Genomic DNA, 23,624 nt, shown 5'->3' with positions numbered 1-23,624 from the left:
AAGGAATGAGTATATGTTTATACCTCGTAATGAATACCCTAGACCTCAATTTGTTAGAAAACAATGGTTAAATTTGAACGGTGAATGGGATTTTGCATTTGATGATAAAAATACTGGAGTACAAGAGAAATGGTTTCAAAATAGACAGTTTTTTAATGAGAAGATTCATGTACCTTTTGCCTACCAAACGAAGTTAAGTGGTATTAATGACACATCTTTCCATGATTATGTCTGGTATTCTCGGGATTTTACGGTACCTGAAGAGTGGAACGGTCAGAAAGTAATTTTGCATTTTGGCGCAGTGGACTATCGTGCCTGGATATATGTTAATGGTCAGTATGCTGGTTTCCATGAAGGGGGACATGTATCCTTTTCACTAGATATTACGGAATATTTAACCGGGGAAAAAGAAAATGTTGTGGTAAGAGTAAATGACCCATCGACAGATGAAACAATTCCGAGGGGAAAGCAATTTTGGGTGGAAGATTCCGATTCTATCTGGTATACAAGAACAACTGGAATTTGGCAGACCGTGTGGTTGGAGCCTGTGAGCAATGTTAGTATCTCCAAATTACGATTAACCCCTGATATTGACCGAGGGGATATAATTGTGGAGTTTGATGTGTTAGGTGATTATCTAAACAAAAAGGTAGACATTGAAATTAGTTTTAATGGTGCTAAGGTTGCTAAGGATACGATTGAAGTATATGAAACATACAATAAACGCTCTATTAATCTCTATAACCGACAGATTTTTAGAACATCCTTCCATCATGACGGATGGAATTGGTCACCTGAAAATCCTAATTTATTTGATATTCAAGTGAGTATAATAGATGACGAAAACCAGGTGAAGTTAGATGAAGTAGACTCATACTTCGGAATGAGAAAGGTCCATATTGAAAATGGAATGGTATATCTAAATAACAAGCCATACTATCAAAAACTAGTACTAGACCAGGGCTATTGGCCAGAGGGGTTATTAACCGCTCCTACTGATGATGATTTAAAGAAGGATATAGAATTGGCTTTAGAGATGGGCTTTAATGGCTGTAGAAAGCATCAGAAGGTAGAAGATCCCCGCTTCCTTTACTGGGCAGACAAATTGGGATTTCTTGTATGGGGAGAATGTGCGGCATCGCCATCTTATAGTGAAGAGGCAGCTGCACGGCTGACGAAGGAATGGATTGATATTGTTGAACGCGATTATAATCATCCATCAATTGTTGCTTGGGTTCCGGTAAACGAAAGCTGGGGAGTTCCATTCATCAAAGGAAACAAACAGCAGCAACATCATTCATTAGCCATGTATCACCTTATTCATTCACTGGATCCTACTCGTTTAGTCATCTCAAATGATGGTTGGGAGCTTACGGAAACGGATATTTGTGCAATTCATAACTATAACCACGGATCTGAAATAGAAACCTCAAAGTATGAAGCTTTTAAAGAAGTTTTAGCTACAAAAGAAGCTCTTTTAAGTTCTAAGCCAGCCAACCGAGGTATTTATGCAGACGGATTTGAGCACAAAGGTGAACCCATTTTGTTAACAGAATTTGGTGGTATTGGGTTTAAAGTTGGGGAGGATAACGGTTGGGGATATACATCCGTTAAAGACAAAGAAGAGTTTCTGAAAGATTACCAAAGGGTAATGGAAGCTGTATATAATTCAAAAGCTTTACATGGCTATTGTTATACACAGTTAACAGACGTGGAACAAGAGATAAACGGATTATTAACGTATAACAGGGAACCAAAATGTGATTTGATAAAAATAAGGGAAATCAACAATATGTGGCACCCTAATGTAGTTAAACTTTAAGTTGATTACCAACAGAATAATATTGATTGAAGGCACCTTTCACACGAAAAGGTGCCTTTTCCCGTGAAAGGTGAGGGAAAGGTTAAAAGAGACGTATCTTGGTGACAAAGCAGGGTCAGGAATAACTCCCCGACCTGCTTTATGATACTGTTTTTAAGTTTGGGTTTTAAACATTTTGCGTAGTACCAATGCAACAGCGCCTAAGGCCATTCCTGTTTTACCTAATGTAGAGCGGACAACTTTAATTTCCTCGTTGGAACTTTTAAAGGTGTATTTTTGTATCATTTCTATAACTTGAGATAATACAATATCTCCTTCTTCGAAAATACTTCCTTCAAGTATGATTTTAGAGGGTTTAAGGATATTTACCATATTGGCTGCTGCTAGACCAAGGGAGTTACCGCTTCTTTGCAATATAGATATAGCGAAGGGATCGTGTTCTTTGCTAGCTTTAAATACCATTTTTATTGAAAGTTCATGACCATTCTTTATCCATTCCTGTATAAGGGAATCCGGATGATTAGGGAGTTCCTGTTTTACATTGTTAAGAATTGCAGACTCGGATGCGTAAGCTTCTAGACAACCATTATTTCCACATTGGCATTTGGGTCCATTAATATCTATAATCGTATGCCCTATTTCCCCAGCTGTATTAAAGGAACTGGTATAGATTTCATCATTAATAAAGATCCCTGAGCCAATGCCTCTACCAACACTTATACAAATAAAATCAGTGACACCTTGACCTTGCCCAAACCAACTTTCAGCCAAGGCTAGAGCTCGTACATCATTCTCAACGATAACTGGAATATCAAATTCTTCTTCTAATATGTCCTTTATAGGGATGTTCTCAAGATGTAAATGAGGAGAAAACATGGCTAATCCCCGCTCTGGATCTACTAACCCGTGCATCGCAAAACCAATTTCAAGAATTAGATCTTTTTTAACATCGGTTTGATCAAAAATGGACTGAATACTCTCAATGATTAATTTTGTGAATTCAGATTTAGAAGGAAGTTCGGTTATATCCTTAACATAATCGGAAACAATTTTGCCATCCATTGTAGTAAGTATTACACGGACTACCTCTGCGGCAGCGTATACGCCAATAATGTAATGAGCGGTGTAATTAATTCGAAGTAAAATCGGCTTCCGTCCACCTATCTTCGAATTGGTCGATTGTTCTTCAGTGATCAGATTTTTCTCGATTAATTCACCTACCAAAGAACTGACAGTCGGCGGTGTTAAATTGGTTAACTTAGCAATCTCAGCTCTTGATATAGGCTCTTTTAACCGAATCATATTCAAAACAATAGATTGATTTTGTGACTTCATTCTTTCAAAACTACCAGTTACGAAACTCAAAATACAACACGCCTTTATCAAATTTTGCAGTGGATATTCATTATCAATAATAGCATATCTAGGCTTCTGAACATAATGGATGTCATGCCTCTAACATTTTATTTTCATTATGAGCAGGGGTTGTTCGCATATCAGTCACTTGAAGTTTACCTTATATAATAATATACTTAGTAATAAATTATCTTAGTTACTAAGGTATTTTTCGTTAGGGGGATTATGATAGTGAACATCTTTGAAGAATTGTTGATGTCAATAAATAGAGCAAGTGATGTGAGTGTATCTATTATGAAACCTAGAGACAAAGGGGAAATAAATCATGGTTTAATGATCTTTCTTTTTATGATTCATAACAAAGGTGAAATTAAAACAAGTGATATCTCGGAGCACTTTAGTGTGACTTCAGGTGCAGCTACAGGTATTGCCGATAAATTACAGAGTTTAGGGTTAATTGAAAGAAATCGAAGTGAAACAGACCGAAGAGTTGTCACTTTAAGTCTTTCTAAAAATGGTAAAAAGCTGGTGCAAGATAAGAAGAAAGAACATGTTGAATTGTATAAGTACATTTTGAGTGATTTTTCTGAAGATGAATTACTAAAAACAATACATATGTTAAATAAAATCTCAGATAGAATTGATAGTTATACAAATCGGGAGGGACTATCATGAAGATTTTAGTAACTGGTTTTACAGGGAAAGTTGGATATCAGGTCGCTTGCTATTTACAGGCAACGAATATACCGATAGTATGTGCGGTTCGAAATCCCGAAAAAAGTAAAGCTAATTTTGGCGATACGTATGAATACGTGAGTCTAGATTTTTCGGATGTAAACACATTTGATAGAGCACTAGAAAATGTAGACCGTATTTTTTTGATGTACCCACCAGGTCAAAATCTTCAGTTTGATATCTTTCTATACAAGGCAAAAGAAAAAGGGATTAAACACATTACGTATCTATCTTTAAAAGACGTGCAATTTATGCCATTTATTCACCATTACAAAATGGAAAAGCTCATAAAGAGCTCCAAGATCCCTTATACATTCGTTCGAGCAGGGTATTTTATGCAAAATTTAAACGACTTTCTTTGCAAGGAAATTAGGGATAGTCACCGTATCTTTATACCGGCTGGTAAAGGAAAAACAAGTTTTGTTGACACAAGAGATTTAGCTGAAGTCTCTGCTTTATCCTTAATTGATGAGGGGAAACATATAAACAAAACCTATGTCCTTACAGGTGGAGAAGCCCTTGACTTTTTTGATGTTGCAAAGATAATGACTGAGGTATTCAAAGTTAAAATAGAATATACAAACCCTTCAGTTAAAGAATTTAAGCAATATATGAGGACAATTGGAGAAGATGAAGAATTTGTAAATGTTGTAGTTGGTGTACATATGCCAACAAAGCTTGGACTAGCAAAAGGAATACGTCATGATTATGAAAAAGTAACAGGCAAAAAGCCTACAAATATAAGAAAATATATTGAGGATTACAAAGAAAATTGGATTTAGTTAGTCAAAGTAGAATAAGGTGAATTTCCTTTGTGAACGGTAGATATGGAGTAAATGCGAGAGTGTAGCAAATTAAAGGAGCACTTAGTTGACATTAAACAGAATGAAAGGGTTCATTCGCTAGTGAATCGTTGTTACCAGAAAAACCCGGTTGACGAATTCAGAGATAGTATTGTAGTATAAGAAGATAATTGAATAGGACCTCACTTTTAACGGTGAGGTAGAGGCGCGATATTTAACAGTCTTTAGTGGAGTTTGAGAAGCAATGATGCTAAGGAGAAGGAAATGTCGCCGAAGTTTGTAATACTCTCAGTATTACATGCTGGGTCTGTAGTTAAGAGCTGCAGGACTGTCTCGATAAACGGTTTCGTTTATTGAGTTGTGCTATCTCATTTGGGATAAAAGAGGGGACTTTGGGCTACTATGCATATTGCGACCTGAGTTTATCTCAGGTCGTTTTTTGTTGTTCTAGTACCATAATATAACAGGAGGAGAGACATCATGAAAAGCAAGTTATCATTTTTCATAGTTTTATTGGTTTCATCGGTTCTTTTATTAGCAGGATGTGGGACAAGTAATGGTTCTGATTCTGGCTCATCAGAGGATAATACATTTAAGGTTGGTCTTGAAGCGGGTTATGCTCCTTTTAACTGGACTCAAAACGACGATTCTAACGGTGGAGTGAAAATTGATGGTTCTGCAGAGTATGCAGGTGGATATGATGTGGAAATCGCTAAAAAGGTCGCTGAAGGTTTAGGAAAAGAATTAGTTATTGTTAAAACAGAGTGGGATGGCTTAGTACCAGCTTTAACATCAGGTAAAATTGATGCGATCATCGCAGGTATGTCACCAACAGCTGAGAGAAAGGAAACCATCGATTTTACAGCTAATTACTATAAATCAAATTTAGTAATGGTTGTGAAAAAAGGAAGCAAGTATGAAGGTGCTACTTCTATCCAAGATTTCAAAGGTGCGAAGATTACAGCGCAATTAAATACATTCCATTACAATGTGATTGATCAAATCAAAGGTGTAAACAAGAAAACAGCGATGGACAACTTTCCAGCAATGAGAGTTGCTCTTGAATCAGGGATCATTGATGGGTACGTTTCAGAACGTCCAGAAGGAGTTAGTGCTTCAGCTGCAAATGAAAACTATGTGATGGTTGAATTTGAAGATGGCTTCGAAACATCAGAAGATGATACAGCAATCGCTGTTGGTTTGAAAAAAGACAGTGACTTAACAGAAAAAATCAATGAAATTTTAGCAGGGATCTCAGAGGAAGATCGCACAAGCATTATGGATGCCGCTATTAAGAATCAACCAGCAGCAAAATAAGATAGAGAAACCGGCTGTATATATGCATACAGTCGGTTTTATACGGTAAGGAGGAGAAAAGATGAGTGTTGAGTGGATCATAAAAATCATCTCGGAAAACTGGCCAATGTTCCTACGTGGTGCTGGTTTAACCCTTTTGATTTCTCTTATTGGAACGATTTTTGGAGCAATGATTGGATTATTAGCAGGCGTTATTCGAACCATTCCCGTACCTGAACGTGGTGCGAAAAAGATACTATTAAAATTAATTAATCTAATTCTTTCCATATATATTGAATTCTTCCGTGGAACACCGATGATTGTACAGGCAATGGTTATTTTCTATGGCTCAGCATTAGCTTTTGGAATAGATATGAATGTGTTTGTAGCTGCAATTTTTGTCGTATCGATTAATACAGGTGCCTATATGGCGGAAATTGTTCGTGGTGGAATTGTTTCAATTGAAAAAGGGCAGTTTGAAGCCGCACATGCAATCGGAATGAATCATCTACAAACGATGTGGAATGTGGTCTTGCCACAGGTCATTCGAAATATTTTACCTGCGACAGGAAATCAATTTGTCATTAATATTAAAGATACATCCGTCCTGAATGTCATTTCCGTGACCGAATTATTTTTCGTGACCAAATCGATTTCAGGTAATAACTTTAGATATTTTGAATCGTTCTTTGTTGCGTGTTTGATTTATTTTGTGATGACCTTTATCGTGACAAGAATCTTGCTTTATATTGAAAAGAAATTAGATGGCTCTGAGAGCTATACGGTTATTGGGAACGACCCACAAGTAGAAGTAGCTCAAAAATAATGAGAGAAGGAGGAGAGACTATGGAAAAGATTATCGATATACAGCATTTAAACAAATCCTTTGGAACTCATGAAGTATTAAAAGACATTAATTTTTCCGTGAATAAAGGGGAAGTAGTCACCATTATCGGTTCCTCAGGTTCTGGTAAATCAACTCTTCTTCGTTGTGTGAATCTATTAGAAAAACCAAGCGGCGGAAAAATTATTTATCATGGTGAAAATATACTAGATGACAAGCACGATGTAGCGGCATACCGCAAGCATTTAGGTATGGTGTTCCAACAATTTAACCTTTTTAACAATCACAACGTCCTTATGAACTGTGTGGTAGGACAAGTAAAAGTACTCAAACGCTCCAAGGAAGAAGCTGAGAAAGTAGCGATGAAGTACTTAAAGGTTGTTGGAATGGATAAATACATTAACGCAAAGCCCAAGCAACTGTCGGGTGGCCAAAAGCAACGTGTGGCGATTGCTAGAGCTCTATCCATGGATCCAGATGTAATGTTATTTGATGAACCAACGTCAGCTCTTGACCCAGAAATGGTAGGAGAAGTTTTGAAAGTCATGAAGGAACTCGCAGAATCTGGTCTGACGATGTTGATCGTTACGCATGAAATGGAATTTGCCAAAGAAGTATCCGATCGAGTGGTTTTCATGAACCAAGGAGTAATTGCAGAAGAAGGCACTCCAGAGCAAATCTTCTCTAATCCAACCCAAGAGCGTACAAGAGAATTCTTGAAGCGTACGTTAAATTAATCCGGTTTAGGTGGAACTAGACCTCCAATTGTTAGGGGAGAAATAGCAATTGGAGGTTTTTTATTTATTTTTAAGCGCTCATGGGAACGTAAATGCCACTTTGGTTCCCGTTGAGCTCATTTCCGAGTGCTCACGGGAACTAAACTCCTACTTAGGTTCCCGTTGAGCTCATTTCCGAGTGCTCACGGGAACCAAACTGCTACTTAGGTTCCCGTTGAGATCATTTCCGAGTGCTCACGGGAACTAAACTCCTACTTAGGTTCCCATTGAGCTCATTTCCGAGTGCTCACGGGAACCAAAGGCCTACTTAGGTTCCCGTTGAGATCATTTCCGAGTGCTCACGGGAACTAAAGGCATACTTAGGTTCCCGTTGAGCTCATTTCCGAGTGCTCACGGGAACCAAAGGCATACTTAGGTTCCCGTTGAGATCATTTCCGAGTGCTCACGGGAACCAAAGGCCTACTTAGGTTCCCGTTGAGCTCTTTTTCAAGTGCTTAAGGGAACCAAACTGCTACTTAGGTTCCCGTTGAGCTCTTTTCCGAGTGCTCACGGGAACTAAACTCCTACTTAGGTTCCCGTTAAGATCTTTTTCAAGTGCTTAAGGAAACTAACCCCCTACATTGATTACCATTCAGCTCTTTTTCAAGCACTCAAGGGAAATCAGAACCCTACTCCATCAAAACCCCATTTCATATAACCCTTCAAAATACAGCTCTTCAAATTTTTTATTCAGGATTCCGTAATAATAGGCAATAGGCTTTTGTATGCTGCTTACTTTAAGCTTACTAATCATTTGTTTAAAACAGTGAACGGCCATATTTACCACGAGATTGGTTTTACTTTCGCAATTGTTGCGATAGGCGGAAATTTTGGCCATTTTCCAGAATTCCTCAATTTGCTTCGCTTCTGGAAAGAAGTATCTGACAACTTGAGAGAAGGAGTAAGGAACACGATCGCTTGTGTAAGTGTAATCAAGAGGCTTATTCTCAGTAGGTTCGAGTAAATCCGTTTCTTTACGTTCTTTAATTTTTATATTGTTAGTTTTAGAAAGGTTACTAGTTTTATTATGGTGGTTCAAATCATCTTCCTTGGGTAGTCCGTTTGTAGGAAAAGGTTGAAATATATACAGATTACTAGACTGAGATCCATTACTTCTTTCGGTTTCATGAACGATCAACAGACCTAAACTAATTGCCTTTTGAATCATCCGTTTGAACGTAGAACGTGAGATGCCATATCCGTTGTGGTCATCATAAATTGCTTTTAACACGGTCCCAATTTTGGCATTGCAAACGCCAGGAATCTTCGCAGCAAAACGAACGAGTCGCTTCAACCCGACTAGCTCTCCTTTTGAAAAATCATCCTTATGTACAGCCAACCACATTTCCATATGAGTATTAAATTCTTTTAAAGAAGAAAATTGAGAATACTGTTCAAATTGTTCAATACCACCATTTTTAAAACTCATTCCTTTGCACCATCCTTTTATTTTTTATATAGAGAGAGGTGGTTAAAAAGGACAGGGTGATATTTGAATAGGTGTGACGGATTTATGAACAGTTATGGTATGTTAACTTTGATTTAGAAGAATTAACGAGTAGAGGAATCATCGCTACGAATGCTCCAGATGCTTTAACAGATACTGTAGCTGATTTATATTTTGCTTCCTTGTTAGCAAATGCAAGAAGGATTACTGAGTTAGACTCATTTGTACGATATGGGGAGTGGGACAATTCTATAGGTGAGGAACAATTTGGTATCGATGTGCATCATCGTACGATTGGTATTGTTGGACTTGGTCGGATCGGGCGAGCTCTTGCGAAAAGAGCCTCTTTAGATTTGACATGAATGTGTATTATACTAAGCAAAATAGGGACTTAGAAGCAGAACAAGAATATGGAGCCAAATATAGCAAGGAACTTAGTGAACTATTGAAAGTGTCCAATTATGTGTGCGTTACGGTCCCTTTAACTGCTGAAACACGAAACATGATTAGTCATCAAAAGTTTAGGGTAATGAAATCTACGGCCAATATCTTAAATGAACAAGTATTAAAAGGGGTTTTAAAGTAAATCGATAAGATTCCAATCACTTGATAGAAAGGGTTTTTCAATGATCGCAAACAAAAAGTGGCTTGCCATACCAAAAGAGATGAGAAAGAGTCTACTAAGTAATGTTTGGTGTGGGAATTGCTCAGATGTAACAACCATTACTGGTTTCACAGTAGAAGAGCATAATTTCGGTATTGTGTTAAAAGGCAAATGTAAAAAATGCGGGAATGATGTAGCTAGGGTAATTGAGGAAGATTGAGCAGGGATACAAGTACATAGGGAAGGTTATTCTGTTTCGGGAAAAATTCAATCAAACGTTTGATTGAATTTTTTTTCGTTTATCGTTTTTCGAATAGATAAATAGCCTCTAAAGAATTAGAATAAGTATATAGCATTCCAAAAAATGTTAGAGGGGGGACTTGTATGATCCCGACAAAGATAGATTCTACTTTTATCATGACGATAAATGAGAAAGGCATAGAATCCGTCGTCCATTGGTTCGAGCAGCATAAACACTCACTCTATGCTCTAGGGCGGTTCTATCTTACTCATCAGCAGCAAATAGAAGAGCTATTTTACCAGACTATTTTAAACGTTCACAAGGAATGGCCGCGATTGAAACATGACACATCCTTCGATATGTGGGTTACATCCCTTTTCATACAAAACTGCCGAGAGCTTTCCCGGGATCATGGCCCACAGGGTGGAGAGGAAAATGATTCACGTCCGGAATTACTACAAGCATTTGACCAACTAAAAGAAGATGAAAAAGAAGCCATGATCCTTAGGTATGTAAAAGGATCTTCTCAGGAGGAAGCGGCAAAAATACTCCAAATTTCAGAGGATCAAATAAAAGGTCATCTGTTTTCCGGAATTCGGTCTCTTAGGGAACAAACGGAGAGTGGTGAATCCTTTAATGGCTGTATAGAATACCATAAGAATTATATTGATTATTTAGAAAGAACGATGGAGCGGCCGAAGAGGGTCGATTTTGAAATACATATTTATCATTGCGAAAAATGCCAGGAAGATCTGGCTACCTTTCAAGATGTCAGGTTATCCCTCTTAAACCATACCGATAGAATGGAAGATGTTCATGTGCCCCCAGGGTTCATGGAGAATGTCAAAGGGAGACTAGTAGAAAGAGAGAATCAAAGGCGTCAAAAAAATAAAAAACGTAAAAAAGTGGGTGTCGTATTCGCGAGTATCTTCACCGTACTCATGGGTATTGGCTTTTTAACAGGGTTTTTTCCTAATCTCTACTATACATGGACAGAAGAAGACGAGCAGCTGCGTACCTTTTTACAGCGTGACTTAGGTCAAAGGGTCAATCTTGAAGCGGAAAGCGACGGGGTGATTGTAAAGATTAAGGGTGTAGTAGCTGATGATATTCAGACGCTTGTTTTTTATGAAATAGAAGATACCAATGAAGATAATCAATATTTTATGAATTATGATGATGGGGTTATTGTGGAGAACAGGTATAAAATCATGAATCATGATACGTATCCGAAATACTTTCCTCCTGATCTTGAATCGGAGGTAAATAAGAGACAAAAGAACGTTTTTCAGGGAAAAATTAGTCTGCTGCCGCTCAATACGGATAACGAGACCATCCATTTGAAGATCAATAAACTTCTGAAGATCGATCGAGCCTCTTCTGTGGCGGATCAATACTGGGGTTACGGGAACAATCAATATCAAACGGGGGAATGGAACTTCGAAATCCCTGTTACCAAACAATCTTCCACTGAATATGCATTAAGTGGACAAACTGAAATCGAAGGGATCCCCGTTCGATTTGAGAAATTAATCGTTGCACCAACAGCAACCTCCTTACAATATAGTATTAATAGAGAACAGACGGAGAAACGGGTAGATTTCCTTAATTTTGACAACCTAGGAGTTAATGATAAGATCTTAAAAGTGGATATGTTTGGTGGCGTGCCGATGAACACACAGCAAGACATGAATTGGTATACCTTTCAAGCACAATTTGACACTCTTATAGGGGAAACTCCAAAAGATATAAGTGTTCAATTTACATCTGCTTATTTAACATATGAAGACGATAAACGTATCCCACTTGATGTGACTCAGGAATATCCTCAAACCTTTGAATATGCAGGAAGTACGATTAGCATCGATAAAGTAGAGGTGGGAATGCCTACGACGATTGTTATAAGTAATCATGAAGTTAAAAATCGAGCATATGAATCCCTTCATATCAACGTTGTTGGAGAAGATGAGCATGCACCTAGTTCAATGGGGATGGAGACAGAAGGAGTACTTGTGGACAAAAATGGAGTCATATACGACTCGAATACAACTTCATTCTCCTATGATGAAATTGAGGAACCACGTCATTTTGAAACCGTTCAAATCTTAAGGTTAGACGCCAACAACATGGTCCCTAAAAGACTTGATATATCTGGGTATAATACAACGAAATATTTGAACGATGTAGTGAAAATTTCGTTGGAATAACACGCACGAACATGAAGAAAGCACGCGAAACCCCTATGTAACGGGAGTTTTGCGTGCTTTTCTTGACCTAGTAAAATGACCACTCTAATCTAGTAGTAGGGTTTCAATTTGGAATTTTGTGTGAACAATAGGTCTCTGTTTCCAAACCGGTTGTTATTTTACAAAAAAAAAGTATTGAGTTGTTAGACCTCTTACCTTTATAATGTGGGAGAGAAGTCGTTAACCAAAATGAAAGGGGATACAAAAGACGAAAATAGTCAGTTACTTTTTCATCTAATCATACTATTTTTGCTTATAGTTGTCTGACGTCTGATAACATACGTCCTTCAAATAAGCTATTAATGAAAATTTTTTATAGAAACTAGTAAGCGCTTTCTAGAATTTAACGTTTTACACTACATTATAGAGGTGACCAACATGAATTTATTATGGGGAATTTTTGGGATCTTTGTTGTTTTAGGAATAGCCTTTCTTTTATCCAATAAAAAGAAAGCGATTAATTATCGAACGATTTTCGGAGGTTTAGCGATACAGCTTACGTTTGCGTTTATTGTTTTAAAATGGGAAGCCGGGCGTTCGGCCTTACAATGGTTCACAATGAGAATTCAAGATGTCATTAATTATGCGAACGAAGGACTTTCCTTTGTTTTTGGACCTTTAGCAGGATCTGATCAATTTGGATTTATCTTTGCCTTCCAAGTATTAACTATTATTATCTTCTTTTCATCGTTAATTTCGGTTTTATATTATCTAGGGATTATGCAGTGGTTTATTAAAATTATTGGCGGAGGATTATCGAAGCTATTAGGTACAAGTCAGGCGGAGTCCATGTCGGCAGCGGCTAATATTTTCGTAGGGCAAACAGAAGCTCCACTAGTTGTTCGACCATTTATTGAAAAAATGACTCAATCAGAATTGTTTGCTGTTATGACTGGTGGACTAGCTTCTGTAGCGGGTTCCGTTCTTGTAGGCTACTCTCTTTTAGGTGTACCGCTAGAATATTTATTAGCTGCGAGTTTCATGGCAGCTCCAGCAGGATTGGTTTTGGCTAAATTAATGATGCCTGAAACGGAAGAATCAGCAACATCTCATGAGTTGAAAATGGAAAAAGATACAGAATCCGTTAATGTGATCGATGCAGCTGCTCGTGGTGCTGGAGACGGATTAAAGCTTGCTTTAAATGTAGGTGCCATGTTAATTGCTTTTATTGCATTAATTGCATTAATCAACGGGATCTTAGCTGGTCTAGGTGGATTATTTGGCTTTGAAGGATTATCACTTCAAGCGATTTTAGGAATCTTGTTTTCACCAATCGCGTTTGCTGTGGGTGTACCGTGGTCTGAAGCAGTAGCGGCAGGTAGTTTTATTGGTCAAAAGCTAGTTTTAAATGAATTTGTTGCTTATTCTTCATTTGCACCACAAATTGACCAATTAAGTCCAAAAACGGTTATTGTAGTAAGTTTCGCCCTTTGTGGCTTTGCAAACCTCAGTTCAATGGCGATTCTTTTAGGTGGTTTAGGTGGACTAGCTCCGAGCCGTCGATCGGATATTGCAAAGCTTGGACTTCGTGCAGTAGTGGCTGGGATGTTAGCTTCCTTACTAAGTGCAGCAATTGCAGGCATATTTATTTAGGTGAAAGGGGAGTCCTCCCCTTATTTTAAAAATCTAATGTTTAAGGATGAGAGATCATGAGAATGGTAGATTTAATAGAAAAAAAGCGTGATGGTCATGAGCTAACTAAAGAAGAAATTGGTTTTATGATTAAGGGGTATACAGATGGAGATATCCCCGAATATCAAATGTCAGCCATGGCAATGGCAATTTTCTTTCAAGACATGACGATTTCAGAACGTGTACATTTAACGATGGCTATGGTGGAGTCAGGTGACCAAATTGACCTTTCTTCGATTGAAGGAATTAAAGTCGATAAACACAGTACAGGTGGAGTGGGGGATACAACAACACTGATTCTTGCACCACTAGTCGCCTCTGTCGGTGTTCCTGTTGCTAAAATGTCAGGACGTGGACTTGGGCACACAGGCGGAACGATTGATAAGTTGGAATCCATAAATGGCTTTCAAGTTGAAATAGATGGGGAAACCTTTAATCAGCTGGTAAATAAAAATAAAATTGCTGTTGTTGGACAGAGTGGAAATTTAACACCTGCTGATAAAAAGCTGTATGGTTTACGAGATGTAACAGCAACGGTTAATTCGATTCCGCTGATTGCAAGCTCGATTATGAGTAAAAAAATAGCTTCTGGTGCAGATGCGATCGTGTTAGATGTCAAAACAGGGTCAGGCGCATTTATGAAAGATTTAGAAGGTGCGAAGGAACTTGCCCATGCAATGGTGCAAATCGGTAATGGTGCTGGCCGTAAAACGATTGCGGTGATTTCGGATATGAATCAGCCGTTAGGTTTTGCGATCGGCAATGCACTAGAAGTAAAGGAAGCGATTGACACACTAAAGGGTCAAGGACCAGAAGATCTATATGAGCTATGTTTAACACTTGGAAGTAAAATGGTCTATCTAGCAGATAAAGCAGAAAATGTGGAAGAAGCACGGAAAATGTTAGAGCAATCCATCCAAACAGGAAAAGCGATTGAAACGTTTAAAACTTTTATTGCTGCTCAAGGTGGAGACGATTCTATTATCGATGATCCATCAAGGCTTCCAACCGCTTCTTTTACTTTCGAAGTGGAAGCGAAAGAGCATGGGTATATTGCAGAAATCATTGCTGATAAGATTGGGGTTGCTTCAAGTATTTTAGGAGCAGGAAGAGCAACAAAAGACTCAGTAATTGATCTTGCTGTTGGACTTGTATTAAATAAAAAGATTGGTGATTCCGTTAGAAAAGGGGAGTCACTTGTAACCATTCATAGCAATACTCAAGATGTTACTACAGTTATCAATCGAATTTATGATGCTTATCATATTTCGCAAAACAGTGTCGAGTTGAACCCTTTGGTTTATGACATTATTTATCAATAATAAACAGGTCCTATAAGTGGGCCTAACTTTTATATTTAAGAGGTTAGACATCCTACAACATTAACGTAGGTAATTGACGAAAAAGGAGAATGAAAAATGAAGGAGTTACTATTAAGTATATTAGCAGGAATTGCGATAGGAGTTGTCTTTAAATTTATGCGTCTTCCCTTACCAGCTCCACCTGTGCTTTCAGGTGTGCTAGGGGTATTCGGTGTGTATATCGGTGGGGTGGCTTTTGATTTTATTTTAAAAACTTTTTCAAACTCATAAACAACGAATTTTCAATGGAAGGTGGTTGAAGGATGAAAAATTCATTCATGTTTGAAGAAGCGAAGAAAGCAAGAGAGAAGGCATATGCTCCATATTCAAAGTTTAAGGTGGGGGCTGCCCTACGAACAAAAGATGGGAAGCTATACCATGGTTGCAATATCGAAAATGCAGCATATTCGATGTGTAATTGTGCTGAGCGTACAGCCCTTTTTAGTGCTTATGCAAATGGAGACAGAGAATATGATCTACTTGTTGTTGTGGCAGACACCAATCGTCCGGTTCCACCTTGTGGGGCATGTCGCCAAGTGATTTCAGAGCTATGTCATCCAGATATGACGGTGATTTTAACGAACTTAAAAGGAGACGTAGAGGAATTGACGGTTAAAGAACTATTGCCAGGCGCGTTTTCTCCGGAGGATTTAACATAAACAAATAGGTTCCAAAAGGAAAGGTGAGACAAATGACGAAAAATATTGCAAACATGATCGACCATACACTGTTAAAAGCTGATGCCACAAAGGATCAAGTGGAAGTGATCTGCCAAGAGGCGAAAACACATGGATTTTTCTCCGTTTGTGTAAATCCTACTTGGATCCAAACGGCAGCCGAGTACTTAAAGGATTCTGACGTAAAAATATGTACAGTAATAGGATTTCCATTAGGAGCAACCACTTCTGAGACAAAGAGTTTTGAAACAAAAGATGCGATTCAAAAAGGTGCTCATGAAGTGGATATGGTTATAAATATTGGCAAGTTAAAAGATGGAGATGATGTTGCTGTTGAACAAGATATCCGTTCCGTAGTGGAGGCAGCAGATGGTAAAGCGCTAGTTAAAGTGATCATCGAAACAAGCTTGCTCACTGAAGAGGAAAAGGTCCGGGCTTGTAAGCTTGCTGTAAGAGCAGGAGCTGATTATGTGAAAACATCAACAGGCTTCTCAACAGGTGGAGCTACGGTTGAGGATATTAAGCTCATGCGTGAAACGGTTGGTCCAGAAATTGGAGTGAAGGCTTCAGGTGGTGTTAGTAACCGTGAAGTAGTAGAAAACGTGATAGAAGCAGGTGCTACCCGTATTGGAGCAAGCTCTAGTGTGGCGATTGTCCAAGGGAAGACAGGGACCAGTGCTTACTAGAAATATGATTTTAATATAATACAATAATGTCACCCGTTACTAATGAACAAAAATCCAACATATATATTAAAATGACCATCCACTTGTATGTGAATTTGATGGTCATTTTTTATTTAGTGGACAATTTCCGGCTAATGTAGATAGAGGAAGCCTAAGAAGCAGAGATAAGCGGAGGAATTCCGGTTAACAGCTCTAAATAAGCCAAAATTCAAAGATTTGAATCACATAAGCGGAAAATCTCCGCTTATTCTTAAGGAAATAGGGGTATTTCCCAATTTAAACGGAATTTCTCCGGTTATTTTTCAAGCACAGTGCAATCAACATCAGTTTTATAACAATACCGTTGAAGACTGATTGAACGAACAGCTCGGGTAGATAAAAAAACTTAAAAGAGATTGACATAAGACTTCATAAGTATTATTATAAATCTTGAATTCAAGATATTTTAATTAAAGATATTAATTTTAAAATAAATCTAGCACCTTGGAGGGAATTATTATGAACCATCTAAAAGGAATACACCACGTAACAGCGATTACAAGTAGTGCAGAAAAAAACTATGAATTTTTCACGTATGTTTTAGGGATGCGATTGGTTAAAAAGACGGTAAATCAAGATGATATTCAAACCTATCACTTATTCTTTGCCGATGATAAAGGTAGTGCAGGTACAGATATGACTTTCTTTGACTTTCCGGGTATTCCAAAAGGTATACACGGTACAAACGAGATTTCAAAAACATCTTTCCGAGTACCAAGTGATGCAGCATTAGATTATTGGGTAAAACGTTTTGATCGTCTAGAAGTAAAGCATACTGGGATCAAAGAACAGTTTGGCAAGAAAACTCTCTCTTTTGTTGATTTTGATGATCAACAGTATCAATTGATTTCAGATGAATTCAATAAAGGAGTGGAGTCTGGTACACCTTGGCAAAAAGGTCCAATACCACTGGAATATGCGATTACTGGATTAGGACCTGTTTTTATTCGTATAGCGAACTTTGAATACTTTAAAGAAATGATGGAAAAAGTACTATTATTTAAAGAGACTAATCAGGAAGGATCTCTCCATTTATTTGAAGTGGGGGAAGGTGGGAATGGTGCCTCAGTCATTGTTGAATATAATGCGATTCTTCCTCAAGCTCGACAAGGTTATGGTACAGTGCACCATGCGGCATTCCGAGTAGAAGATCGCGCAGTATTAGATGAGTGGATTGAGCGGTTAAATAGTTTTGGGTTAAATAATTCTGGTTATGTTAATCGCCACTTTTTTGAGTCATTATACGCAAGAGTTGCTCCACAGATTTTATTTGAGTTTGCTACGGATGGCCCTGGTTTTATGGGTGATGAACCATATGAAACGCTTGGGGAAAAATTATCCCTGCCACCTTTCCTGGAGCCAAAACGTACAGAAATAGAAAAACTAGTTCGTCCAATTGATACAGTGAGAAGTACAAAGGAAATGATCAAAGAATAAATGGAAAATGTGAAACAATAAGACTTAGCAAAGTGATAACCAAAAAAAGAGATTCTCAGAAGAGGTTTGATTTGATTTTATAGATGAAAGATAGAGTTAAATTTTATAAGTAATCTTTGAATAAATCTGATGGGCAATCGCTCATCAGATTTTTTAACGATTGTCTTGATTGAAGTCTTTTTACAAGGAAAAGAAGTACTGCGAGGTAGTTTTTCAGATGTTATCCTTTAAAAAAGGGGCATTGATTCTAGAAGGATTAATGCCTTTTGTTATGGAATCTTTTATTGTAGAAAAGGGACGGGTTTGTAGAATATACTTGTTTTTAGCAGGTAAATTCTATTCCATTCTTGAATAATCTAACTATGGTAAAATTCTAACAAAACATTTTGCTTATAAAAGGCAGCACCAAAGATGGAGGGAATTTTAAAATGAACGAAAAGACTTTTTCAAAAGATGCAATATCTGTACTAAAAGAAACAAGCCGGACATTTTATATTCCGATTACCTTTTTACAAAAGGAGTTAAAAAGTACGGTTGCATCTGCATATTTAGTTTTCCGAGCCATTGATGAAATTGAAGATCATGAAGAATTAGACAATAATGAAAAATACATGATCTTAATGCAAGTAAGTGAACTATTTAAACAGCCATTTAACAACGAAAATTATTTGCGAATTCTTGGACCAATAAAAGATAGAATGCCTGAGGTTACTCTTCGTCTAGAAGATTGGCTACAAACTTGTCCAAAGGATACTCTACCAATTGTTATGAACGCCGCCCGCGAAATGGCTTCTGGTATGGCAAAATGGGCAAAAGCAAACTGGCAAATCCATACACGTGAAGATTTAGATGATTATACATACTACGTTGCTGGACTGGTTGGAGTAATGCTTTCAAATCTTTGGGAGCACTGTGCTGGTATAAAGACTGATAGGGAATTGGCCATCGGTTATGGTCGTGGGCTTCAAGCTGTTAACATTTTGCGTAATGAGAAGGAAGATTTAGACAAACGTGGTGTAAGTTTTGTACCCGATAATTGGACTCGTATGGAGCTTTTCGAATATGCGGATGAAAACCTAGCAAAGGCAGATGAATATATGAAGTCTCTCCATAAGCGAAGTATTTTATTATTCTGCCGTCTACCACTTGCTTTAGCTCATAAAACCCTAACCGCTTTGAAAGAAGGTCGTGAAAAAATAACACGAGCGGAAGTAGAACAAACTGTTGAAGAAGTACAAGTAAAATAGCATAAGAGTAAGGCTCATGTGGCAACTAGGGGAAAAGACAAGAGATTAATATAGCAAATACACAAAAGTCAGGCATCTGCCTGGCTTTTAAATTTAGGGGAGAGAAGCACTATAAGAGGACGTAAACTAGCAAGCCTTGCAAGAGCATAGATGATCAAGGGGACTGTCTTGAAAAACCACGAAAACCATCACTATGGAACTTTATGGAACTTGGATCGTACCGTGTGATTTGCTAAAATGATTTAATAAATAAACAGTTTGAATTATTTTTGGTATAGTAAAGATATAGATTGTTTAATAATGCAACAGAAGGTGAATAAAAGTGAAGGTTTTTGCGATTGCCCCCTATGAGGGGTTAAAAGAATCAATCATAGAATTAGGACGTAATCAAGATTTTGAGTTACATGTGGAGGTTGGCGATTTAGAAAAAGGAGTTGAACTCGCCAGCCGTGCAGCAGATCAGGGGTTTGATATTATTATTAGCCGTGGGGGAACTGCAGAGCTCATCCAAAAGAAAGTATCCATTCCTGTGATTGAAATTGAAGTTTCCGGATATGATATGCTCCGAGTGTTAACCCTTGTAAAAGACTATCCGGGTAAGGCCGCGATTGTCGGTTTTCCACCAATATCAGAAGGGGCAGCAACCGTTTGTCAACTACTTGAAATTGATATTTCCCCCTTTGTTATTTCAAAAGAAGAGGAAGTCAAACCAACTTTAAGACAGTTGCTTGAGAATGGCTATGAAGTCATTATTGGTGATGTTATTACCGTGAAGGAAGCAGAAAATCTTGGATTAAATGGAGTATTAATTACTTCGGGAAAAGAAAGCATCCTAAAGGCTTTTCAAAATGCTAAGAAAATGCATAGTTATTTTTCCATACTTAGAAGAAAATTATCGATTGCGCAACAAATTCTTCAAGAAGAAGAAGAAGGCTTTGTGGTGTTTGATAAAACATTTAATAGTGTCTACTCCAATACATGTTTCACTGAACAATTAAATAAAACATTTAAGGCTTCAATCAACATTGAAGAGGCCGTGACAGAAGTTACTTCAAAAGGCGAATATACATCTTTAATTGAAAACAACAACGTCTTTTGGAAGGTAAAGGGGACTAAATTACAAGGATTTGAAATACCGCTGGTTTTGTTTCGATTACAAAGAGTGGAGTCCAATCAAAAAACGCTTTCCGATGGTATAAACATTATTTCTTCACTGATGAATTCCAGCCCGATTAAATCTTCTTTTATAAAAAGTAACCAGATGAAAATGGTTATAGAGTCAGCCGAAAGATATAGTGAAAAAGAAGAATCGATCTGGATCAGCGGCGAAAAAGGGACAGGGAAGGAAAAATTAGCTCATTATATCCATTATCGCAGTTCCAAACGCTCCTTTCCCCTAATGACGATTAATTGTTCTCTATTAGCGGCAGAACAGTGGAACTTGTTGCTGAGTGAAGAAGAAGGCCTGCTTGCCTCTAATAATAATGGAACGATTTTTCTCAAAAATATCGATTCCCTTGCTTTATCCAATCAGAAGGAATTGTTGTCCTATCTCATAAAGAATAATTCAAAGTCCCGCATTATTGCATCATCAGGTGAGAATATTTTGAACTTGATTGAAAGCGGTGCCTTTTTAAATGATTTGTATTATCTGCTGGCCCAATTGACCTTAAGTCTTCCGCCATTATCTAAGCGAAAAGAAGATATTGATCATATTGCACGTATTTTTATTAATGAATTTAATACAAAATACGGGAAGCAAATTGCCGGGATTCGGAATGAAGCCATTGGGGAGTTAGAGAATTATAGCTGGCCGGGAAACATAACCCAATTGAAACAAGTGATAAATGAAACTGTGGTGTTATCAAGTGGACCTTTTATTGAAAAAGAAGATATCCATTATATTTTAAAAACAAAGTTAAAGGAAGCGGAAATGTCCCAGCTGGAAATTACAGGTACTCTAGAGGAAATCGAACAGAGAATCATCAGGCAGGTTTGGCTGGAGGAAGGTATGAATCAAACCAAAACGGCTGAAAGGCTGGGGATTAACCGGACCACTTTATGGAGAAAATTAAAGGAACTGTAGATAAAACACCAAAACTGTTTCAAAATTAAACAGTTTTGGTGTTTTAATAATTTTGTTGAGTTCAATAGTTGTAAAAATAAACATATTAATCTATAATTCTAAATGTAAGCGATATTATAACTGTTTAAAATATAAACTGTTTAAAAAATAAACAATTTAATTTAGAAAGGTGTAAGGATATGGAACTAAAAGGAATCATTCCAGCTATGTTAACTCCATTAACGATGGAACAAAAGGTTAACGAATCTGTTACAAGACAATTAACAAACCATTTGATTGATTCAGGTGTACATGGACTCTTCATTCTTGGAACAAACGGGGAATTTCACCTACTGAATACAGAGGAAAAATTAGAAGTTGCCAGGATTGTCATCGAGGAAGCAAATAAAAGAGTACCTGTAATTGTTGGTACGGGTGGACATAACACAGAAGAAACCATTGATTTATCAAAAAAAATGGAGCAGCTTGGCGCTGATGCTTTATCCTTGATTACTCCGTTCTTTATTGCACCAACACAGGAAGAAATAGCGGTTCATTTTGAAAAAGTTGCTGAGAGCACTTCTCTTCCTGTTATTTTATACAATATCCCAGCCAGAACAGGGGTTAATCTTGAACCTGAAACTGTTGCAAGACTAGCTAAAGTGCCAAACATTGTGGGAATTAAAGATAGCAGCGGCAGCTTTGCCAACATTGAAAATTACATCCATGCAACAACGGATGAAGATTTTTCAGTAATTGCCGGTACAGATTCTTTAATCCTCCAAACCCTACAAGCAGGTGGAACAGGAGCAGTTGCTGCGACAGCCAATATGGTTCCAGATGTGGTTGTTGCCATTTACAACAATTGGTTAGAGGGAAATATAGAAGCCGCGGAGGAAAATCAGAAAAAATTAGAGCCTCTTCGTGACACCTTTAAATACGGTACCTTGCCTTCTGTACTAAAGAAAGCGGTAGAACTTTATAGTGTTCCAGTAGGACCACCAAAGATGCCTGTATCAGAGATATCAGGAGATGCGCTAGTCAAGGTCGCTGAAATGGTGGAATTCTATAAACAACAAAAAGTATCAATATTTCAATAACGATCGGTCAATCACAACATAACAGAATTAGAAAGGTGGATGGAAATGCAAACGATTTATCAATTTCAAACCGCACAGAATATTGTAGCAGGACCAAACTCACTCCAATTGCTCGGAGAAAAGTTGAATTTACTGGGAGTGGAGGTTAAATCAGCACTGATCATTACACAGCCGCCGATGGTGGATTTGGGCTTTGTCGAACAAATAGTTAGCCAATTGGAGGCAAAAGGGATTTCGGTTGATACGAATACGAACATTCTGCCAGAACCGACATTAGAAAACATTGAACAAGTATTTGAAGCAACGGTGAGTAAGAATTATGATGTATTGATTGGTATTGGCGGAGGCAGTGTGCTTGATACGACAAAAATTCTCTCCGTGTTAAAAACCAATGATGCTTCGGTGGAACAATTATTGGGAACTGACCTTGTGGCGAATCCAGGGATCCCAACGATTTTGATTCCAACAACCTCCGGAACAGGTGCAGAGGTCACTCCAAATGCGATTGTAACCCTGCCGGACCAAGAATTAAAGGTAGGTATTGTAAGCAAATATTTACTTCCAACACTTGTTATTCTTGATCCTATTCTCACAGTGAAATTACCGAAGCCAATCACCGCGGCAACCGGGATGGATGCTTTTACCCATTCTTTAGAATCCTTTATTTCAATAAAGGCAAATCCGATCAGTGATATGTTTGCGTTAGAGTCGATCAGGTTAATCTCTTCGAGCATTGTGGAAGCGTATCAAAATGGAGAATCGATCGAGGCAAGAGAAAAAATGCTAGTCGGGTCCATGTATGGCGGGATGGCATTAACGAGTGCAGGTACTGCAGCCGTACATGCGTTGGCCTATCCATTAGGAGGAAAATATAAAATTCCTCATGGTGTGGCAAATTCTATGCTCCTTCCACATGTCATGAAATACAATATGGATGCAATAACGGACCGATTGGCTTTAGTTGCTGAGCCTATGGGAATCAGTGTTCAGGGCCTTTCAAATAGCGAATTGGCAGAAAAAGTGGTGGAGAAAATCATTGAGTGGACCAATGTGTTAGAAATCCCTCAAGATCTTAAAACCTATGGTGTTAAAGAAGGAGAAGTACCGGAAATTTCTGTGTCAGCCTCACAAGTCACCCGTTTATTAAATAATAATCCGAAGAAATTGAGTTTAGCAGATATTGAAGCGATTTATCGCCAGCTGCTATAAC

22 protein-coding genes, 1 pseudogene and 1 riboswitch are annotated in these 23,624 nt (G+C 37.9%); of the genes and pseudogenes, 21 read left to right on the top strand and 2 right to left on the bottom strand.

Annotated elements, in window-relative coordinates:
• Positions 1-13 precede the first annotated feature (13 nt).
• Positions 14-1,822, top strand: a complete 1,809-nt coding sequence (locus tag M3175_RS18750) for a glycoside hydrolase family 2 protein (RefSeq protein WP_251522402.1) — start codon at positions 14-16, stop codon at positions 1,820-1,822.
• Between the two features lie 153 nt (positions 1,823-1,975).
• Here the strand turns inward: M3175_RS18750 and M3175_RS18745 are convergent, their stop codons facing one another.
• Positions 1,976-3,187: an ROK family transcriptional regulator gene (locus tag M3175_RS18745; RefSeq protein WP_251522400.1), complete on the bottom strand. Its 1,212-nt coding sequence runs from the start codon at positions 3,185-3,187 to the stop codon at positions 1,976-1,978.
• Between the two features lie 222 nt (positions 3,188-3,409).
• Between M3175_RS18745 and M3175_RS18740 the strand changes: the two genes are divergently transcribed.
• The 5 genes from M3175_RS18740 to M3175_RS18720 all read left to right on the top strand — a co-directional run bounded on the left by M3175_RS18740 (position 3,410) and on the right by M3175_RS18720 (position 7,593).
• Positions 3,410-3,853 (top strand): MarR family winged helix-turn-helix transcriptional regulator, encoded by a 444-nt coding sequence (locus M3175_RS18740; protein ID WP_251522397.1) that lies wholly within the window; start codon positions 3,410-3,412, stop codon positions 3,851-3,853.
• Positions 3,850-4,695: an SDR family oxidoreductase gene (locus tag M3175_RS18735; protein WP_251522395.1), complete on the top strand. Its 846-nt coding sequence runs from the start codon at positions 3,850-3,852 to the stop codon at positions 4,693-4,695. The genes M3175_RS18740 and M3175_RS18735 overlap by 4 nt, the downstream gene beginning before the upstream one ends.
• A gap of 213 nt (positions 4,696-4,908) precedes the next feature.
• Positions 4,909-5,090, top strand: a riboswitch (Lysine riboswitch).
• 106 nt (positions 5,091-5,196) lie between these two features.
• Positions 5,197-6,033: a transporter substrate-binding domain-containing protein gene (locus M3175_RS18730; RefSeq protein ID WP_251522393.1), complete on the top strand. Its 837-nt coding sequence runs from the start codon at positions 5,197-5,199 to the stop codon at positions 6,031-6,033.
• Between the two features lie 61 nt (positions 6,034-6,094).
• Positions 6,095-6,838, top strand: a complete 744-nt coding sequence (locus tag M3175_RS18725; protein ID WP_251522391.1) for an amino acid ABC transporter permease — start codon at positions 6,095-6,097, stop codon at positions 6,836-6,838.
• A 20-nt stretch (positions 6,839-6,858) separates the two neighbouring features.
• Entirely contained in the window at positions 6,859-7,593 is a 735-nt protein-coding gene (locus M3175_RS18720) for an amino acid ABC transporter ATP-binding protein (protein ID WP_251522389.1), read from the top strand.
• Between the two features lie 676 nt (positions 7,594-8,269).
• Here M3175_RS18720 and M3175_RS18715 read toward each other — a convergent pair.
• A complete protein-coding gene (locus M3175_RS18715) occupies positions 8,270-9,061 on the bottom strand; it encodes a hypothetical protein (RefSeq protein ID WP_251522387.1) in 792 nt (263 codons plus the stop codon).
• Between the two features lie 80 nt (positions 9,062-9,141).
• Here M3175_RS18715 and M3175_RS25185 point away from each other — a divergent pair.
• The 15 genes and pseudogenes from M3175_RS25185 to M3175_RS18645 all read left to right on the top strand — a co-directional run.
• Positions 9,142-9,255, top strand: a pseudogene (locus M3175_RS25185) (hypothetical protein); the annotation flags it as partial.
• Between the two features lie 6 nt (positions 9,256-9,261).
• Positions 9,262-9,441 (top strand): NAD(P)-dependent oxidoreductase, encoded by a 180-nt coding sequence (locus M3175_RS18710; protein ID WP_251522385.1) that lies wholly within the window; start codon positions 9,262-9,264, stop codon positions 9,439-9,441.
• Entirely contained in the window at positions 9,438-9,665 is a 228-nt protein-coding gene (locus M3175_RS18705) for an NAD(P)-dependent oxidoreductase (protein ID WP_251522383.1), read from the top strand. Before M3175_RS18710 ends, M3175_RS18705 begins: the two co-directional genes overlap by 4 nt.
• A gap of 40 nt (positions 9,666-9,705) precedes the next feature.
• The gene (locus tag M3175_RS18700; RefSeq protein ID WP_251522381.1) at positions 9,706-9,903 is read left to right on the top strand and encodes a hypothetical protein; all 198 of its coding nucleotides are present in this window, start codon (positions 9,706-9,708) and stop codon (positions 9,901-9,903) included.
• Positions 9,904-10,067: 164 nt separating this feature from the next.
• Positions 10,068-12,131 (top strand): sigma-70 family RNA polymerase sigma factor, encoded by a 2,064-nt coding sequence (locus tag M3175_RS18695; protein WP_251522379.1) that lies wholly within the window; start codon positions 10,068-10,070, stop codon positions 12,129-12,131.
• 417 nt (positions 12,132-12,548) lie between these two features.
• Complete coding sequence (locus M3175_RS18690) at positions 12,549-13,763, top strand: NupC/NupG family nucleoside CNT transporter (RefSeq protein ID WP_251522377.1); 1,215 nt, start codon at positions 12,549-12,551, stop codon at positions 13,761-13,763.
• A 56-nt stretch (positions 13,764-13,819) separates the two neighbouring features.
• The gene (locus M3175_RS18685; RefSeq protein WP_251522375.1) at positions 13,820-15,124 is read left to right on the top strand and encodes a pyrimidine-nucleoside phosphorylase; all 1,305 of its coding nucleotides are present in this window, start codon (positions 13,820-13,822) and stop codon (positions 15,122-15,124) included.
• Positions 15,125-15,220: 96 nt separating this feature from the next.
• Complete coding sequence (locus M3175_RS18680) at positions 15,221-15,394, top strand: XapX domain-containing protein (RefSeq protein WP_251522373.1); 174 nt, start codon at positions 15,221-15,223, stop codon at positions 15,392-15,394.
• Between the two features lie 32 nt (positions 15,395-15,426).
• Positions 15,427-15,822: a cytidine deaminase gene (cdd, locus tag M3175_RS18675; RefSeq protein WP_251522371.1), complete on the top strand. Its 396-nt coding sequence runs from the start codon at positions 15,427-15,429 to the stop codon at positions 15,820-15,822.
• A gap of 32 nt (positions 15,823-15,854) precedes the next feature.
• Positions 15,855-16,526 (top strand): deoxyribose-phosphate aldolase, encoded by a 672-nt coding sequence (deoC, locus tag M3175_RS18670; RefSeq protein ID WP_251522369.1) that lies wholly within the window; start codon positions 15,855-15,857, stop codon positions 16,524-16,526.
• Positions 16,527-17,024: 498 nt separating this feature from the next.
• On the top strand, positions 17,025-18,002 hold the full coding sequence (locus M3175_RS18665) for a ring-cleaving dioxygenase (RefSeq protein ID WP_251522367.1): 978 nt from the start codon (positions 17,025-17,027) through the stop codon (positions 18,000-18,002).
• Between the two features lie 428 nt (positions 18,003-18,430).
• On the top strand, positions 18,431-19,249 hold the full coding sequence (locus M3175_RS18660) for a squalene/phytoene synthase family protein (protein ID WP_251522365.1): 819 nt from the start codon (positions 18,431-18,433) through the stop codon (positions 19,247-19,249).
• 322 nt (positions 19,250-19,571) lie between these two features.
• Positions 19,572-21,335: a sigma-54-dependent Fis family transcriptional regulator gene (locus M3175_RS24975; RefSeq protein WP_251522363.1), complete on the top strand. Its 1,764-nt coding sequence runs from the start codon at positions 19,572-19,574 to the stop codon at positions 21,333-21,335.
• Positions 21,336-21,514: 179 nt separating this feature from the next.
• Positions 21,515-22,414 carry a 4-hydroxy-tetrahydrodipicolinate synthase gene (dapA, locus tag M3175_RS18650; RefSeq protein WP_251522361.1) on the top strand — a complete coding sequence of 300 codons (900 nt, stop codon included), beginning with the start codon at positions 21,515-21,517 and terminating at the stop codon, positions 22,412-22,414.
• 45 nt (positions 22,415-22,459) lie between these two features.
• Positions 22,460-23,623 carry an iron-containing alcohol dehydrogenase gene (locus M3175_RS18645; protein WP_251522359.1) on the top strand — a complete coding sequence of 388 codons (1,164 nt, stop codon included), beginning with the start codon at positions 22,460-22,462 and terminating at the stop codon, positions 23,621-23,623.
• The last annotated feature ends 1 nt before the right edge of the window (position 23,624 follow it).

It is taken from the genome of Robertmurraya korlensis (assembly GCF_023715225.1).
GTDB lineage: Bacteria > Bacillota > Bacilli > Bacillales > Cytobacillaceae > Robertmurraya_A.
This window is presented reverse-complemented; position numbering and strand designations above follow the sequence as displayed.